The following is a 17,305-nucleotide window of genomic DNA, read 5'->3' as shown; positions in this document are numbered from 1 at the left end:
TCGCCTTGCTCACGCGCTCAGCCACCTCCGTCAAGTCCGGATCATCTGGATGGGTGCGAGCGTACTCGTCTGTCGCGAACCATTGGAGGCCCTCATACCTGTCCCAGTCGTCCTTGCTGCTCACGATGGTGTGAACGAGCTCCGTTCCTCGCCGCTCTCCGGCTTCTGCATTCGAAGAGTGGCTCCCGAAGTCCTCTCGCGCGCACCCGGATGCCTCTAGGTAATCCCCTGACGGCTCCTGCCGCCAGTATGGCTCTCCCACGATCAGCCAGCCGCCGGGCCTCACCATGCCGATCAGAGCTTCGAGAGTATTAGCATGCCCCCCGAAGACCCAACCGGCGCCGATACATGACGCTAGATCTAAGCTGTGCGGCTCGTCCGGCTTGAAATCCGCACCATTCATCTGAGTGAAGGTGATGCCGGCACTCGGCGCCCGCGCCTTGAGCCTTCTCTCTGCATCGGCGATGAAGAAAGGAGAAATGTCGATGCCCATGCCACGAGCGCCATAGGCTTCCGCCAGGCGAATCAGGAACTCGCCCTTACCACACGCAATGTCAACCACCTGCGCGTTGGTCGGGAGGCGCAGAAGTTCCACGAGACGCGCCAGTTTTTCCTCGCTCGTGGGATTGCATACCACATGTTCACGGTGAGTGATGTCGTAGAACTTCGATGTGTCCATAATTCTCAATCCTTCGACGGCCTAACTATTATCCCGTTGCCTGTTATGTATTGCACTGGTATCCTTAATACAATCGGGCTATGAATATTTAGCCGTCGGATAATTATGCTTGAGTACTAGAAAATTTCTCTGCGGCTAGTTCTGCTCGATCTGTCATTACAAATTCAGAGAAAACTCCCAGTTCATTAAAGGAACGTGTTGCTGGGCGCCATATATATCGGTATCGCCAAGACCACCGGAAACAATTGGCCTTGTAAACGTAATTTTCACGGCATCCGCCGGATCAAAAAAAGTTACGGATTGAATGTCATCTACCTCGATGCCATATATGTCTGCCGCTCTTTCCTTTGTCATTAGGCCTGCTTTTTTGAATTTTTCATATGTAAACCGATCTTTGAACATTATGTCCAGAGTCAGGAGAAAAGGGCCTGCATTTTTACTGCGTATGACAGTTGCGATATCTGTCAGCTTCATTTCAGTTTCCTCTGACTGTTTCACATCTTAAAGGGAATAATTCCTCAGCATCGATCTCCATGAGATGATAGATCGAAAAATGGTATACCCTTCCAGCCGACAAATCCGATGGAGAAAATGGAAAAGCAAGGTTGCCTGCAGTAGCCACCCTGCCTTCATACCCATAGTGCAGAAGAGTGGAGCGATACAAGCTGCATAATGCATCAGCTTCTTCCTGGGTATCCCCCAGAGCTTCAATGACAAGTCCCAGTTCATGCCCCTTCTGCTTCTCTTGTTCCAAAACTCCCATAACACCACAGGCGCCATATTGCCTTATTTGCAGTCTGTCGTTCATATTCAAACCGGGGAAAAAGGGTTGAATCTTTTGAATTACATCTTTTAATACAGAATCAATTTTATCAATGAGGACGGGATCCCGTATCCCGGCAATTGAAATTGTACGAAACCCAGCCGGGCAAGCACCCTCAAGTTTGATATAGGTTTTCTCGGATGGAATAAACTGACTGCCGGATACTCTGACCATACCTTCTTCTAATTCGGTGAAACGGCATTGCGTAAGATCTATGTGACCATCAGGTCCATGAAGGTGGTAAGGATCTGATTTTTCGTACAGCGAATGAGCGGCTACGGATAACCGAGTGAATTTCCTTTCCGGACTCAAGGCCTTGAGTACAAAACTGTCCTGTTCAACGACTCCTAAAACGCAGTCCGAACCTGAACCAGGCGTGGCTGCAATAGCAGCACATTCAAGAATCTTTCCCATATGGAGGGCAAGACCTTTGCGATAACCCATCAAAACGGCCAAAGCCGCAAATGGCGCCGGATCATAGGCTCGTCCTGCCAATATAACCTCGCACCCTTGCTCATGGGCTGTAATAAACGGTTCAATGCCCATTTGAGCTACGATATGTGTTGATTCATTTATCGCGGTTTCTGTAAGAAGATCAGTATGATCTAATGGTTTGATCCGGTTCTGAGCCAATGCTTTTTTGACGGTCCTTTTTTCAACATCTCCTGGAATAATGCCGAGTTTGAAAGAAATTTTCTTCTCTTGAGCAATCTCTCTGACAATATCGGCGCACCATTGTAGATGAGGAGCAGCCCCGGAACCTCCAGCGGTACCAACAGCAACAGGGATTCCGGCTTTAAGTCCGGCTTCTATAATGATAGCCAGATCTCGTTTTACTCCTTCTTTGCTGGTAAAAGATTTACCTGATCCCAGATAGTAGGGGCCTGGATCTGTGGAACCGCCATCTACTGCTATAAGATCAGGGCGCTCTTCCATTCCTCTGGCGAATGAATTCAACGGGAACCCGTATCCCAAGATAGCAGTCGGTGATAATATTTTGAATCGTTTTTGCGCCGGCATTCTTTTATCTCTTAATCTTATGAATTTAATCCTTTGACTCCAAAGGAATGCATTTCCATGCCTTCGTTTTGATGATCGCTCGGGAAATATTAAGGACTAACTGTTCTGCGCTATACAGAAATTTGTTGTTACTATTCAAGAGACGCACTAGTTGCATTTTCCTAAATCAGGGACGTTCCGTCGCCTGGGTACGGATTATATTGGTATCCTTAATAAAATCAGGCTATGAATATTCGGTCATAGGATAATTATTCTGAAAAGGTGGCCCCGAGAGGAAAGATATCAAAAAGCAAGACCTGACCCCGAAGTGTTGAGTTGAACGGCGCTAATCAGGCGCACGGTTTTTTGTATCGGCTGAATTAGCATTGTTAAAGCTTGCCACTTTTTCTTTTTCATCATCGGGCAAAAATTCCAAACAATGCGGACATTTTTTTGCTTCATGGCTAATCCGCTCACCACAAAATGGACAGTTTTTCTTGGAAAAATTCGACCAGGATTGCTCGCTGGTACGATTTGACCTCTGAGCACGCTCAACATCTTTAATAGCATCAGCTATTTCAGAGGCGGGGTTCTTAAAAGATTCAAATAGAACTCCATAATATTGACCAATATCGATAACAAACTCTCGGGAAACTTCCTTGCCTGTTTCAGTTTCGTAATTGAGTTTTATCTCAACAATGCTATCCAATTCAGAAAAGGTTCGTTTATTGTCTATGAATCCGGCAATGTATTTAAGTATTCTGGAAGGGGCTAAATATGAAATACCATTTTTACATGGATGAAGTGTCTCAAGAGTTCTATTATAATCTTTGTCTTGACGCCAAGGTATATTATCTTTAACTTCGAATCTTAGGTTCTTTGCAGGTGAGGTACCAGAGTTACCAATTAACAATTTCGCTTGGTTACGAGAAAGCTCCAAATCAATCCATACGTTCGGTTCCTTTTGCGATTTAGTTTCCTCTAACAGCGAATGTGTAAGCCGGACATACTTTCCGGTTAAGAAGGCAAGGACAATAGTCGCTATAGTCGTAAGTGCTATGCAGGCTATTTGGACCAATGTCGATAACTCAGGCATACTGGTTTCTCATTTCATATCTAACAATAAGTATACAGTCTGTGTAAAACTGCAAACACAGGCTGTGCTTTTCTATATAAGAAGTTGCTGCAACTTTTCATAATTGGTTCTAAATACCATAAAATAGTGCCCTCGATGCAATTCCCCGAAAAACTTGTCCCGGTTTATACAGACTGTAAAAGCCGGCGGGTGGCCCAGACGTTTGTCTGAGGGGTTCATGGAGACGCCCATGCTTTTATACCTTTATTTTCCAATCAAACTAAATGGATATTCTTTTTCAATCTGTTCTCCCGGTTTCGACAAGCGACTTGCCGCCGGTCGAGTGATCTCGAGCCTCCCGGCAATCTCAGTAGCGGTCATCCCAACCTTTCGATGCGCCCAATAACATAAGAGCGCCAGAGCCTTGACCGTTTGCGGCGATTTACCGAATGCCGTCACTTCCTTGGGGGTCATACCCATCGATTCGGCACACGGGAAATGACTCGGTTGAAATCATACCCGCGGGCTTTGAACTCAAATTTTTCCTCGAGCGTTTCACCCGCCGACCTGAGTACATTTTCCATGAGTTCGCTCTCTCCGAGAATACGCTCGTCTCCCATCATCCGTACACCGGCAATGCGTTGTAAAGTTTAAAACATGCACATCCCCAATATTCCTCACTGGTTTCGCAGTAACGCCAAACTTGCCTCAACGCGCTTCAAAAGCGGTGCTAACCTCATAAAGGTTCTCGGTAGGGCGGTCGCGTGCATGCGGGTAGCCAGCGGCCTCTGAACTCTCACCGGCAATTACACGACTTGAAACGAATTTCTTTAACGTCCTTTTCCTCTGGTGAACTCGGAACCCCCTCCTCAATTTGCTTCAACAGCTTCTCCGCTTCACTCCCTGATATTTCCAGCCAGCGCCCTGTGCGACCATCTGCACTCTCATCGATTCGCTGCCCAAAGATAGCATAATCACCGATGCCCTCTCTCTCAGGTTGAACTCTTCTCAGGACTTCAACCATTTCTTCGCTGATAGGAATCCCAGCACCTTGGGCGAAGAATATCCTGTCAAGCACAAAACAGCAATCGCGAGGAAAAGCTTGGTGCCGATCCGTACCCGGCACCAGCAATAACCGATTTCCCTCTCGTCGCACGTGAGGATTGCTGCTATGAGTCAGATCTCGAATCCATCCGTCCAGTTTACTGTGCATGAGTGAGCAGTGCGCATATCCCTGAAATTCACCCTCATCATACAGCGGCTTCAGGTGAAGCGGAGAATCCTCTCTCTCTCGCATTTCCTGATACTTGGACCCATGAAGTGCCTCATAGGCGGTTTCAAAAGTCATCAGACGAACAACACGACCTGCCCACACTATCTTCCGATTCCGATGCCGGTTGCTTCCATTCACACCCACTATGATCACTTCTTCCTCAAGAAAGAAGTCGTTCGCTGTCTTGAGATATTGCTTACGAAATGCCTTTCGCAAGGATCGCTTGCATGGGCCGAAGAATATCTCTTCTTCATTCACCAAGTAAGGTACCAAGCATTCCACGGTGTCAGGATCATTTGAAGCCGCCAAAATGTAGAGAAACAATCGCACTTTCGCTTCTCCTTTTCGAAAAGTTGGCCGCGGGCTAACGATAAAGACTGAATGCTGAGTGAAGCAGGTGTTCAACGATAGTTAGATGCTCGGCATCGGATGCGAGCTGTTTGTTACTGAATGTCTAAGAAGCCCTTGTCGATCTTTTTGTTATCTCGTTAGCCAGAAGAATATTAATGAGTTATCTCTGCATTCAAATTTTGGTATGTCGTGTTATGCGGATCGGCGACTCTCATTTTAAAAGTCATCCGCAGGGCTTCTCACCCCTGATGGACCCGTTTGAGGATGTAGATGCTGAGTTCACGTATAGCTTGCATCGATGTTTGAAAAACACCGTGCTCAACCATACCCGCTGAATCCTTCAATGCCGGTAAACGCAATGTGCGCGCCTTACTCGCCGGAATGTGATCGGCCGAAAAAGAAACCACCGCCGTGCAGGCAATCCGTGAGCCGTATTTGTTCACAGGAGCGAAATCCGCGATACGATCCCTTCACGGGCGGATTCCAGGGAATCTCCCCGTATGCCCCTGAACAGATACAAAAGAAGAGGTGGCATACAAGATGCGCGAAGCCATTATCGTTTAAGTTATAGGTACTCCCTCAACAGCCATCGAGCACTTCCCGGACGACCTTGGCCACCTCGCGAGCGGTCACGGGCTTCATCAAAAATCGCTTGATCCCGCATGCCAGGGCTTTCTCGGATGTGGCGTCATGACTGAATCCGGTGCAGAGTATGATCGGCATATCGGGCCGCACCATCAGCATCTCCGTCGCCAGATGGATCCCGGTCACGTTCGGCATGGTCTGATCCGTGATCACCAGATCGAACTCGTCCGGCGCTTTCCTGAACAGGTCCAGCGCTTCGGTGGCGGACGTCAGACCGGTCACTCTGTACCCCAGCCTTTCCAAGGTTTGCCGGCCGATATCCACGAGCAAATGTTCGTCATCCACAAACAGGATGCGCTCGCCGCCCTCGGGCGCGGTTTCCACATCCGCCGACGGTTCTTTTTTCGCTTCCATTTGGATTTCCGGCAAATAGACCCGGAACGTGGAGCCGACTCCCGGTTCACTATAGACCGCTATGGCTCCTTCGTGGCTTTTCACAATGCCGTGAACAACGGCCAATCCCATGCCGGTTCCCTCTCCCGGCGCTTTGGTGGTAAAAAACGGTTCGAAGATCCGTTCCAACGTTTTCTGGTCCATACCGTGACCCGTGTCGCTGACGGTCAGCCTCTGGTATGTTCCGGAACCCAAGTCCGCGTATTGACCGGCTGAACGTTCATCCAACTCCGCCCGTTCGAGGCTGATTTCCAGCACGCCGCCGTTTCGCCGCATGGCATGGGCCGCATTCGTACACAAGTTCATGATCAATTGATGGATCTGAGTGGGATCCGCCAGCACGACGGCGGGGTTTGTCGTCACATGTCTCTTGATCTCGATGGTGCTGGGAAGCGACGCCCTCAACAACTTCAACGCCTCCTTGACGATTGGGCCAAGCTCCAACGGCCTTCGTTCCTGATCGGTTTGTCTGCTGAAACTGAGGATCTGGTGCACGAGGCTTTTGGCCCGCTCCCCCGATTTGAGCACCTGCCCGAGCTTCTTCCTGGCCGGATGGTCCTCCTGAAGATGGATGAGGGCCAGTTCGGTGTAGCCCATGATGGCCGCGAGAATGTTGTTGAAGTCATGAGCAATGCCGCCTGCCAACGTGCCGATGGCTTGCATTTTCTGAGCCTGGCGAAGCTGGGCCTCCATTCGCTTCTTTTCGGTAACGTCTTTGTAAGAGCCGATCATTGTGGTGACTTTCCCATCGGCATCTCGTATGAACATGCAGCTCTCCAGCAGGTGTTTCACATCCCCGTTCTTGCATCTTACTCTGAACTCATAGGTCAGCTGCCTGTCAGGTCCTTTAAGCGCGGCAACGTATGTCTTCTTGATTTCCTCGAGATCTTCCGGCCGAACCATGTGGCGCTTCATGAAAAATGAAGAACTCGAGAGCTCTTCGGCCGTGTATCCCAATATCTGTTCGCAATTCGGCGAGATATATGTGTACACTCCGTCTTCAAGCCGAAACTCGAAAATGATATCCGAGGTCGCATAGGCTACCAGGCGGTATTTCTCTTCGCTCTCCAGTAGGGCCCTCTCAGCCTGCTTCCGGGCGGTGATATCCCGTGTAACACCCTGAAGTCCGGCGAACCGTCCGGCCGCGTCGCGTATGGGCTTCACACTTACCTCGCCCCAAACCGTCGAGCCGTCTTTGTGCTTGTGTTCCAGCTCCCAGCGTTCCACATCATCCCTGTGAATTCCGGTTGCTTCTTCGCGGATCCTTCGCCGGTAGGCCGTCCTGAGAATCTCAGCGGATGAGGGCGTGAAAATCTCATCTATGGTCTGTCTTGTTGCTTCTTCGGCTGTGTACCCCGTCAGACGCTCGACCACAGGGCTGACATACGTGTGCCGAAAATCCGGACCCAAGGCGTACACGATGTCTCCGGAGTTTTCGATAAGGAGCCTGTATTTCTCCTCGCTTTCCTTTAGTGCCGCCTCGGCGCGCTTCCTTTCATCCAGTTCGCGCTCGATCGCATCGTATAACCGTACGTTTTCCAGAGTGATGGATGCAAGTTCGGCAAATCGGCTCACTATATCGATTTCTTCATCACCGAAGGTTTTTCCTTCCTCCCGGTATACCAGCGCAATGACGCCGTGAACGTGGGTTCCGGACTTGAGAGGCATGGCCACTGCGGCGCGAATCCGCTCGAACTTGGGGTCCGGAAGGCGTTCCTGCCAGGTTCTGTAATCATCGACCATTATTGGAGCGCCCGTTTCAAACACTTTTCCCACGAGGCCCAGTCCGGGATTGAGTCTGAAGCCTATGCTCTTATCGAACGGACCCCAGCCGGCCTTGATTTCCAAGCTGTCCGTTTCCGGCTCGTACAAGTGTATGTATCCATGATCGCATCCAACCAGAGCGCAGGCTCGGGAGACAATGTCCTCGAGGAGGTCGCCGAGTTTCAATCTCTTGAGCAGTCCGAGGCTGGTTTCATGCAGGGCGTCCAGGTATTCTTTCTGACGTCGTAATTTCTCGTTCGTGCGCTTTTGTTCGGAGGACATGCGAGCTACATAGAGAGCCGTTTCGACGGCCATTTCGAGTTCCCGTTTCTGATAGGGCTTGAGGACGTAACCGTAAGGAGGGATTGGTTTGGTTGCTTGAAGCTCTTCCTTGTCTCCTCGGGCCAGACTGAAAACAATGGGGATATCCGCATGGGACAGAATTTCGTCGGCGGCAGCGACGCCGTCCATGTCTCCCTTCAAGGCGACGTCCATGAGAATCACGTCCGGCCTTTGTTCCAGAGCCTTCTGCACGGCGTTCCGGCCGGAATGAACGACGGAGGTAATGGAATACCCCAGGCCCGCCAGCAGGACTGCCAGCTCTTTTCCGATCGGGACATCGGCTTCAACAAGGAGTATCCGTGTTCCTGCCATGTTCAGGCTCCTTTACGGGCCTGGTGCAGTGAAAAACCAAACGCAATACGCGGACCAGAGTTCTTCTTCATCAGCTCTTCAGAGGTAAGGGACCGTCGTCTTTCTCGCCAACGAGGTGGAATCCTTCAAGTATGCTACATCCATAGTGAAATGACGGATCTGCCTGCGATGATATGATTATGTATCGACATTTTGTTAGAAAACTACATCCTTTTTTTGGGCGAAGCACGAGCCGGTAAAGCTCAAGAAATGGTATTTGTCCAATACTAACGCCGGAGGTTCCTCTTGTGGAAACTCGAATTGGAAGGCGGCGCCGAACGCGTTGGAACCGATGACGAGGTGTTCCATCCCCCTCCCGGTGAAACCCGCACTTGTTCCCTCGAATGGAACGAGGAATGAACTCGAGCATTCCGGAGGAAATTCGAGGAGAGCCTTATTCCGGATCAGTCCGAGTGATTCAGGTTGTACCATCCTCTTTCGATCCAGGATCCGAGGTGCCGAGGCTCGGGCCAGCATTTGGATGGATCGAAATCCACGCTCTCCACCGGCCAGATGCCGCCCCCTCGGCCGGGTTCGGTCCACCCGAATTCGATTTCCCGTTCACACGTCTGACAGAACAGATAGAATTCGTGACGTATAGCCTCGGTGTACCGATCGATGCTCGTCCAGTCCGATTTCTCCGCCCGGCGTGTACACGGTTCGCAAAGAACGTGAGATTCCTCGCGGGATTCATCCAACTCTTCCATATTCTTGGCTTCGTAGTTCCAGTTATGCTCCTGGTCCAGCGGCCCCCATTCCACGTACTCCTCCCTGCTCACTACGTCCTGGTGGGCCGCCACGGCGTCGGATCGCTTTCCACACCGGCAGGTCAGCATGCGAAGATCATGAGTACATATTTCGTATGTGTGGACCACAATGAAGGTGTGGCCTCCACATTCCTCGCAATGAAAAGGATGTTCCTCCATCGAAAAACCTCTTTAAATATGTGACGATACCCCTGAAACGTGTCCCTCGGCGAATACGGTCATCTGCGAAAAAGCCATAGTATCAGGCTCAGAACGATGCTGATCAAGAGGCAGGTGCCCAGTGGAAAGTAATAACTATAGTGCTCCTTCTTGACCAGGATATCGCCCGGCAATCGTCCCAACCAGGGTATCTTAGGAACCAGTACCAGGAACAGCCCCACGACAGCGATCACCGCTCCGAGAATGATCAGACTTTTTCCAAATTCCTGTAATGGAGACATGCGGCGGTAGCTCCTTCAACCCGGCCAAAGCATCTGTTTCGTAACAGGCGTGTGGATACTATAGTGCAGCCGTGCTTTCAACGTCAAATGGACGTCAGCCGTGGCGAAACGCTTCCAGGGTCCCGGCCGCTTCGCAAGAGGCGGTGCGGCAGTCGATCGGGACATTTGAAAGGAGCCTGAGGGGAACTTCAATGAAAGGCTCCGCCCGCCTGTGAAGGGGTGCGTTTCCCTCAGCAATTATACCTGCTCCAAGGCACGGTCCAGATCGTCACGAAGATCTTCAAAATCCTCGCAACCGACCGATAGCCGGATCAATTCGTCAAAAATGCCGGCCTTTTCCCGTTGTTCTTTGGACAGGCCGGTATGGGTCATGGACGCCGGATGTTCGATCAGCGATTCCACACCTCCCAGAGAAACGGCCAGCGTAATGGTCTGGACATGGTTCATGACCGTCCTTCCCCCTTGGACCCCGTTTCTGACCCCAAAGCAGAGCATGGCGCCAAAACCGTCCATCTGCTTCCGGGCGATTTGGTGCTGAGGATGATCCGGCAGGCCGGGATACTTCACCCACAGTACCTTGGGATGGTCGCTCAGGAAAAAGGCCAGCTTCATGGCATTATCCTGAGCACGCTCCAATCTCAATGGCAACGTGCGAACGCCCCTCAAGATCAACCATGCCTGGTGGGGATCCATGGTGCCGCCGCACAACGTGAGCGCATGCCTGATTCGTTTGTATACCGTTTCACTGCGGGCCGCCACCATTCCTCCTACGACATCGGCATGCCCGTTCAGGAATTTGGTGCAGCTTTCGATCACTACGTCCGCTCCCCGTTCAAGCGGGCGCTGCAGGTAGGGGCTCGCAAACGTATTGTCTACGGCCAGTATCACGCCTGCATCGTGCGCGATGTCCGCCGTGGCTTGAATGTCGGTCACACCCATGGTGGGGTTTGCGGGTGTTTCCAAAAGCACCAACCGGGTGTTGCTTCTCAGGGCCTGAACTACATTCCCGGTATCCGTGGTATCCACGAAGGTGGCCTGAACCCCGAATCTGGAAAACTCCCTCTCGATCAGCACACGGCTGGGACCGTACAATACTTCCGATGCCACCACATGCGAACCGCTTTCCAGCAGGGCAAAGCAAACGGTGCTCACCGCCCCCATTCCCGACGCCGTTGCCGCCGCCGCGTAAGCCCCCTCGAGATCGGCCACGCATCTTTCCAGTGCGTCTATAGTCGGATTCTTGAGGCGCGTGTAGATGTATCCCGGCCGTTCTCCGGTAAAACGCGCCGCCCCTTCTTCAGCGGTCGGGAAGGCGAACGTGGAGGTCTGAAAAATGGGTATGGACACCTCTCCGAACAGGCTGGGGTCCATTTCGCCGCCATGGATGGCCCTGGTGAACTTTCCGGCGCCGGGCTTGCTATGCTTCAATGACATGAGGTTCTCCTGATCAAACGGTCTATCGAGGGGGCCGCGAAAAGGCAATAAGAAAATAATCATTTACGCGGGAACATCCTACAACAATTTTCTACGTATCTTCCAATCACGATTCCAGTGGCCGATAGAAAGCCCCCGGATTACGGTTTTCGCTCGGTTCCCGTTGGGGAAAAGGCGGCTCCGATCATGGAGCAGCACTCGGTCCGATACCGGACAGCCAAGCCGTCCTCGCGCGCTTTTCGAAGCGCCGAATCGGACGGGAACGCTATGCCGTCCAGTCCGGCCTCGATGGCAAGAAGATCCGTTCGGTCCCTGTGCCGGCCCATGGGGCGTTCGCAACCCAGGACTACGGGAACCTCCGGAAACAAACTCCTGGCTTCCCGAAACAGACGTCCCGCATCCTCGGGATCGAGAGGACGACACCGGCTCATGGGAGTGTGGGGGGTGGGGCGGAACAGGACCAGAACCAGGGAGGAAATGACCTTGCCCCGAATCATGCGGAAGGCCACGGACTCGCCACGGACTTCCCCAAAACCGAGACCGAGAACCACATGGGGCGCTGAAGGGATTCGCCTTTCTTCCAACAGGACGAGCGCCCGTTCGAAGTCGTCGGTGCTTGCGTTCAGGTGTAGCACCTGACGAATGGTTCTGTCATCGCCCACCACGTCGAGCATGGCGCAATCGATCGGCGCCCGAGCCAGCGCGTCGGCCGAGGCCTCGTTTACGAGGCCGGTGTGGACCAGGATCTTGAGTCCCAACTCTTCTTTGATCCGCCGCATCGTCGGCACGAAGGGCTCGAGCGGAACCGAACCGTCCGGGCGAGACCCGCCGCTGATCAGTATACTGTCTCCCCCTTTTTGCACCAGCCGATGCGCCTGTTCCATCAGCTTCTCCGGGGTGGTTGCGGCTCTGGCATGCTTCAGAATGCCGCCCGCGCAGTGGCCGCACTGAAGAGCGCACCATTCTCCGGTTACGCTCACCATCGAGGTTCCACAGCGGGTCACGTTGCTGAAACCGTCGGCGTCGTATCGTTTGAACGCGGGAGCGAAGAAAGAAACGGTGGCGGTCATGGTTCCTCGGATATCGAGATCGATTGCTTACGGGCGAACGCGGCGCTGAAGTCTCGACGGCGGGCATCGCGGCCGGTACGGATCACGAAGTTTTGCCCTCCACCTCCAATGGCTTTTCCCCCTGATCGGGTCCTTCGATCGCCTGCCTGGTCTTCATCCACAAGTCCATGGCCAGGGAAAACAGGGAAGGGACCAGAATAAGCGTAAAAACGGTAGATACGATCAGACCGCCCACGACTACGCTTCCCAGGCCCCGGTAAAGCTCGGATCCGGCTCCGGGAAAAAGCACCAATGGGAGCATACCGAAAACCGACGTCAACGCGGTCATGAAGATCGGTCGAATGCGCACTTCCACCGACCTCCGAATCGCGTTCCGGGGTTCAAGTCCGGCCTCGCGCATGAAGTTCAACGCCTGATACACAATGAGTATGGCGTTGTTCACCACCACCCCGACAAGAATCACGAATCCCAGCATGGTCAACACGTCCAATGCGCTGTATGCGATGAAATGCGAGGTGAGGTACAGGCCCAGAAATCCGCCGGCGGCCGCCAGCGGCACGCTGAACATGATGATGAGCGGGTATAGGAAGTTCTCGAAAAGGGCGCTCATCAACAGGAATGTGATCACCAGGGCCAGCAGGAAATTCCACTGGAGGGCCTTCCGGGTGCGAGTCAAGTCGTCGGCAGTCCCGGAAATCGAGACGCGGTAAGGCGGCTTCAATTCTCCGGAGTCGGTGAGGGGCTTTACCACCTTGTTCTGGATGGTATCCATAGCCGTCTGGAGTGGCATGTCCTCCGGCGGGCTGACCCTTATGGTAATGGCCCTCTGACTCTCGATATGATTGATCTGAGTCGGACTGTCTACGAGATACACGTCGGCCACCGTGCCGAGTGTAATCCGCTCACCCGTTGGGGAATTCAGCAATAAGTCCCGGAAATCCTGAGTATGACGAATCGTGGTCTCCTGCCCCATCAGGGTAAGGTCTATCCGTTTGCCCTCCGGCCGCACCTCTCCCACCTTGGCGCCGTCCAATAATGCATCCACATTCAACCCGATCTCCTCGGCTGTGAGTCCGACTCTCGCGCTCCGCCTCCTGGCCGGTATCACCCGGACTTCCGGATTCCCCAGGTCTAGACTGGGTACCGGCAAAATCTGGGCATCAGGAATTAACCCCTTGGTCGCGCCAAAAACACGACCTCCAAAATCAATCAGCCGCCTCAGATCCGGACCGCTGATGTCCACATCGATGCTTCTTCCTTGGCCTATGCCTCGCTCGAAAAGGCTCGTTTGAAGCACGATGGGTATCATGCCCGGAACATGAGCCAGTGCGTCTTGCATCAGAGGAATCAGTTCCCGAGCCCGGTTTGGGTCTGAAGTCGAAGCACCCATGAACAATTGTTTCTGCCAAGCCACGAAAAAGAAGTTCTGGATATGAGGGGGATCGGAAGGGCTCGGCTTACCGCTACCCGATCCGTCTTCCCAATAGGGCCTCAGGGTGGATTCAACGGTCTCCGCGACTTCGCGGTATTCGTCCAGGTTGTATCCCGGCGGAGGGATCATGATCCCGAGGATGAGATTCCGATTTCCTCCGGGAAGGTATTCCGTCTGCGGAGACAAGACCCAGGCTATGCCCAGAGACAGTCCGGTCATGATCATTACAACGGCCAAACGAAGAACTTTACTGCCGCATACCCAGTAGATGAAGCGCCCCAGGCTCTGCGTCAGAATCGTCCCCAGGTGGGCCAGCCCGAACAGGTTATGGAATCCCCGCCGGAATCGGCCGCCGACGGAAGCAGGATCTCCCGAATTCGCTCGCCGGATGATGCGAGCCGCGAGAGAGGGAATTACGGTGATCGAAACCAAGAGGCTCAGAAAAACGGAACAGCTCACGGCAATGGAAATGTCCCGAAACAGTTGGCCCGCCTCTTCCTCCACAAAAATGACGGGAAGAAAAACTGCGACGGTGGTGAGGGTGCTCGCCAAAACCGCACCCCATACTTCCGACGTACCGTGGTAAGCCGCCTTGGCTTTGCTCTCGCCCTGCTGGTGAAGCCTATAAATATTCTCGAGCACCACAATAGAGTTGTCCACCACCATGCCTGCGGCAAAAGACATGCCTGCCAGGGAGATCACATTGATGTTTCGCCCCAGGGCCACCATCAGTATGAACGTCCCTACAATGGATATCGGTATGGCCGTGGCGATGATCAGAGTGGTGGAGAAGCTGCGGAGAAAAAACAGCAGCACCAAGATGGCCAGCGTACCCCCTACCCAGAGGTTCTGCCGGACCAACTCGATGGCGCTGTCAATGTATTCGGTCTCGTCATAGACCTGCTGGAGCCTTAAACCCTTCGAGGCCAGAATTCCCTGGTTCAGTTCATCGATCCCTTTTTTCAGGCCGTTCATGACTTCAAGAACGTTGGTTCCCGCCTGACGGACGGCATTGATGGCCAGCGTGGATTTCCCTTTCTGGCGCACCTCGTTTGTAGCCTTTTTGTATCCGAATCGCGATTTGGCTACGTCCTTAATAATAACAGGAGACCCTTGCTCCCATTTCACGGTCACCCGATCCGCATCTTCGGGGATCAGAAATTCGCCTTCCGTGCGGGCGATATACCGGCGTTTGCCCTCGTCAAAGTCCCCCGCGGAAATATTCCGATTCGCGGCTGAGAGCGCGTCGCGCATTTCCTTGATGGTGAGCTTTCGCGCGGCCACGGCCTCGCTGTCGAACACCACCTGCATTTCCCGTTCGCGCCCGCCGTACACGTTGATCTTGGCGATGCCGGGGACGCGTTCCAGACGCGTCTGGATTTCATCCTCGGCAAAGTCCAGGAGCGTATAAATTTGAGGAGCATCCTCACGAACTCGCTCCAATATGATCCAGGCAATGGGCGGTGCGTTTTCGCCGGCGGATACAATAATAGGCTTGTCTGCGTCCGCGGGATAGGTAGGCACCTGGTCCAGTTTGTTGGAAACCTTCAGCAGGGCGGCTTCCACGTCCGTGCCTACCGAGAACTCGAGGGTCACCGTGCCCATCGAGTCCGCGGACTCGCTGGTCAGCTTAACCAGCCCTTCCACGCTTCGGAGGTATTCCTCCTGCTGTTCGACGATCTCCCGCTCGATCTCCTGGGGAGAAGCGCCGCGCCAGATGGTAGTCACGGTGATATTGGGCCGCGTCACATCAGGGGTCAGCTGGACGGGTATCCGCATTAAGGATAGAATCCCGAATAGCACCAAAAAGAATACGCCAACGATAACAGTGACGGGGTATCTGATGGCTGAGTCTACTAGTTTCATAGGACCGGGCCGCTATCCCTCGTTCAATATGCGAACCGGTTGGCCAGGGAAGAGACGTTCATTTCCTCGAACCACCACCTGGTCTCCGGGCTTGAGTTCACCCTCCACTTCCACGCGGCCGTCATACTCGTCGCCCATGCGAACCGAAACGGGAACGGCTTTTCCGTCGTTGATCTTTACTACGGATCGTTCCGCTCCGCTGAGCACGATGGCATCCTTGGAAACGAGCAGCGCCTTTCGGGGTTGCCCCACTCCCAGGTTCACTCTGGCCAGCATACCGGGTTTGACGCTTCTTCCCGGATTGGCCAATCGAATGTGCACCGGAAAGGTCCGCGCCGCTTCGTCCCCTTTGGGGATAATTGCATACAGCTCGCCGGTGAATTTCTCACCCTCCAACGCATCGAAGGCAATGGTCGCCTTGTCTCCGACGGCGAGGTGTTGGATGTACTTTTCCGGCACGGGCACCACCACCTTCGAGGGGTCGACAAGAAAAAGGTGGGCTACGGCATCGCCCTCGTTAAGCCATTCCCCCACTTGGGTGAATCGTTCCACCACCACGCCTGAAAGAGGCGCACGAACGGTTTTTTTTCTCAAACGATCCCGGATCAAATTCAAAGAAGCATCGAGTTGTTTCGACTTCTCCGTTAACGCCCTGTGCTCGAACAGGGCGTCATCATATGCTCTTTGAGCCACGCTGGCCTTACTGATCAACGCTTCCTGGCGTTCCATTTCCCTTTTGGCGCGCTCGAGCTGCGCTTTGGTTTCCCCGAAAGCGCCCTCGGCCTCTCGAACCTGAAAATTCAGCTCGGACGAGTCCAATTGGCAGAGCACGTCGCCTTTTTGAACATAGTCGCCTTCTTCCACTTCCATGTCTAGAACGATGCCTGGTTCTTCCGAAGCTACACGCGTTTCGATCCATGGGCGAGCGGCGCCGAGAAGGCTTATCCGACTATCTACGGTCTCTTCGGTCACCAGGCCCACTTTGACGGGCGCGGGAGGAGGCGCGTTTCCCTCGGGCGGTTGAGCCCACGGGGCGGTGGCTGCACATGACAGACACAGGACAAGACATCCGAGGCATGCAATTAAACGTTGAGATACGGTTCGCCGGCCATGATTCATCATGTTCACCCTGAAGTTGGTCATTAAGACAATCGTAAAATAATAACGCTTCAGGCCCGCCTCTGCAATCCAAATCCCCCACTTCCGAGCAGCGAAGAGATCCGAAACGCGCAACCCGGTACGTGCCAGGTCGATCGAGAGAGCGGGATATGGGCTCGACCTGACGCTCAACTTCCCGTTGCTCAATTTCAGTACACTTCTCCTTGGAAACTGCTCAATTTCTGGGCAATCTCCAGAGTGGTTCCGCCGCCCGATTCAATAAAATGTAGTTATATAAATATGTTAACAAAATGGCATTCTTCTTGCTTAGGAGCGGGGGTTGGGCAAAGAGAAATAAACCGGTCCGATCATTTTTCGCACTTGATCTCGGTCAATCTTCGGGGGTTGGATACCGTGCCTTTCTGGAAAAAGATCTCAATCCGGCGACTTCGATACCGGTTCAGATGCAAGGAGGCAGTCTGCCTGCTCGGTTTTGATGGAGC

The 17,305-nt window shown here is 53.2% G+C and carries 13 protein-coding genes; all 13 read right to left on the bottom strand.

Annotated features, from left to right (window positions below):
* A partial coding sequence (locus HY788_17240) for a class I SAM-dependent methyltransferase (GenBank protein MBI4775890.1) occupies nt 1-679 on the bottom strand: 679 nt, incomplete at its 3' end.
* Between the two features lie 156 nt (nt 680-835).
* Entirely contained in the window at nt 836-1,153 is a 318-nt protein-coding gene (locus HY788_17235; protein ID MBI4775889.1) for a DUF4387 domain-containing protein, read from the bottom strand.
* A 1-nt stretch (nt 1,154) separates the two neighbouring features.
* The gene (locus HY788_17230; GenBank protein MBI4775888.1) at nt 1,155-2,522 is read right to left on the bottom strand and encodes an acyclic terpene utilization AtuA family protein; all 1,368 of its coding nucleotides are present in this window, start codon (nt 2,520-2,522) and stop codon (nt 1,155-1,157) included.
* Nucleotides 2,523-2,847: 325 nt separating this feature from the next.
* A complete protein-coding gene (locus tag HY788_17225) occupies nt 2,848-3,597 on the bottom strand; it encodes a hypothetical protein (GenBank protein MBI4775887.1) in 750 nt (249 codons plus the stop codon).
* A 775-nt stretch (nt 3,598-4,372) separates the two neighbouring features.
* On the bottom strand, nt 4,373-5,179 hold the full coding sequence (locus tag HY788_17220; GenBank protein ID MBI4775886.1) for a hypothetical protein: 807 nt from the start codon (nt 5,177-5,179) through the stop codon (nt 4,373-4,375).
* Nucleotides 5,180-5,439: 260 nt separating this feature from the next.
* Nucleotides 5,440-5,643 (bottom strand): hypothetical protein, encoded by a 204-nt coding sequence (locus HY788_17215; GenBank protein MBI4775885.1) that lies wholly within the window; start codon nt 5,641-5,643, stop codon nt 5,440-5,442.
* A 136-nt stretch (nt 5,644-5,779) separates the two neighbouring features.
* Nucleotides 5,780-8,656, bottom strand: coding sequence for a PAS domain S-box protein (locus tag HY788_17210; protein MBI4775884.1), 2,877 nt, complete (start codon nt 8,654-8,656; stop codon nt 5,780-5,782).
* 443 nt (nt 8,657-9,099) lie between these two features.
* Nucleotides 9,100-9,621 carry a hypothetical protein gene (locus HY788_17205; GenBank protein ID MBI4775883.1) on the bottom strand — a complete coding sequence of 174 codons (522 nt, stop codon included), beginning with the start codon at nt 9,619-9,621 and terminating at the stop codon, nt 9,100-9,102.
* Nucleotides 9,622-9,680: 59 nt separating this feature from the next.
* Nucleotides 9,681-9,902: a DUF2905 domain-containing protein gene (locus HY788_17200; protein MBI4775882.1), complete on the bottom strand. Its 222-nt coding sequence runs from the start codon at nt 9,900-9,902 to the stop codon at nt 9,681-9,683.
* Nucleotides 9,903-10,139: 237 nt separating this feature from the next.
* Entirely contained in the window at nt 10,140-11,336 is a 1,197-nt protein-coding gene (locus HY788_17195; protein ID MBI4775881.1) for a PLP-dependent transferase, read from the bottom strand.
* A gap of 140 nt (nt 11,337-11,476) precedes the next feature.
* Nucleotides 11,477-12,406 carry a radical SAM protein gene (locus tag HY788_17190; GenBank protein MBI4775880.1) on the bottom strand — a complete coding sequence of 310 codons (930 nt, stop codon included), beginning with the start codon at nt 12,404-12,406 and terminating at the stop codon, nt 11,477-11,479.
* An 82-nt stretch (nt 12,407-12,488) separates the two neighbouring features.
* Nucleotides 12,489-15,704 carry an efflux RND transporter permease subunit gene (locus HY788_17185; protein MBI4775879.1) on the bottom strand — a complete coding sequence of 1,072 codons (3,216 nt, stop codon included), beginning with the start codon at nt 15,702-15,704 and terminating at the stop codon, nt 12,489-12,491.
* A 12-nt stretch (nt 15,705-15,716) separates the two neighbouring features.
* The gene (locus HY788_17180) at nt 15,717-17,009 is read right to left on the bottom strand and encodes an efflux RND transporter periplasmic adaptor subunit (GenBank protein ID MBI4775878.1); all 1,293 of its coding nucleotides are present in this window, start codon (nt 17,007-17,009) and stop codon (nt 15,717-15,719) included.
* Nucleotides 17,010-17,305: the final 296 nt, after the last annotated feature.

The sequence above is a fragment of the Deltaproteobacteria bacterium genome, from assembly GCA_016208165.1.
In the GTDB taxonomy this organism is placed as follows: domain Bacteria; phylum Desulfobacterota; class Desulfarculia; order JACQYL01; family JACQYL01; genus JACQYL01.
The sequence above is the reverse complement of the archived record's forward strand: the minus strand, read 5'-3'. Positions and strand labels throughout refer to the sequence as shown.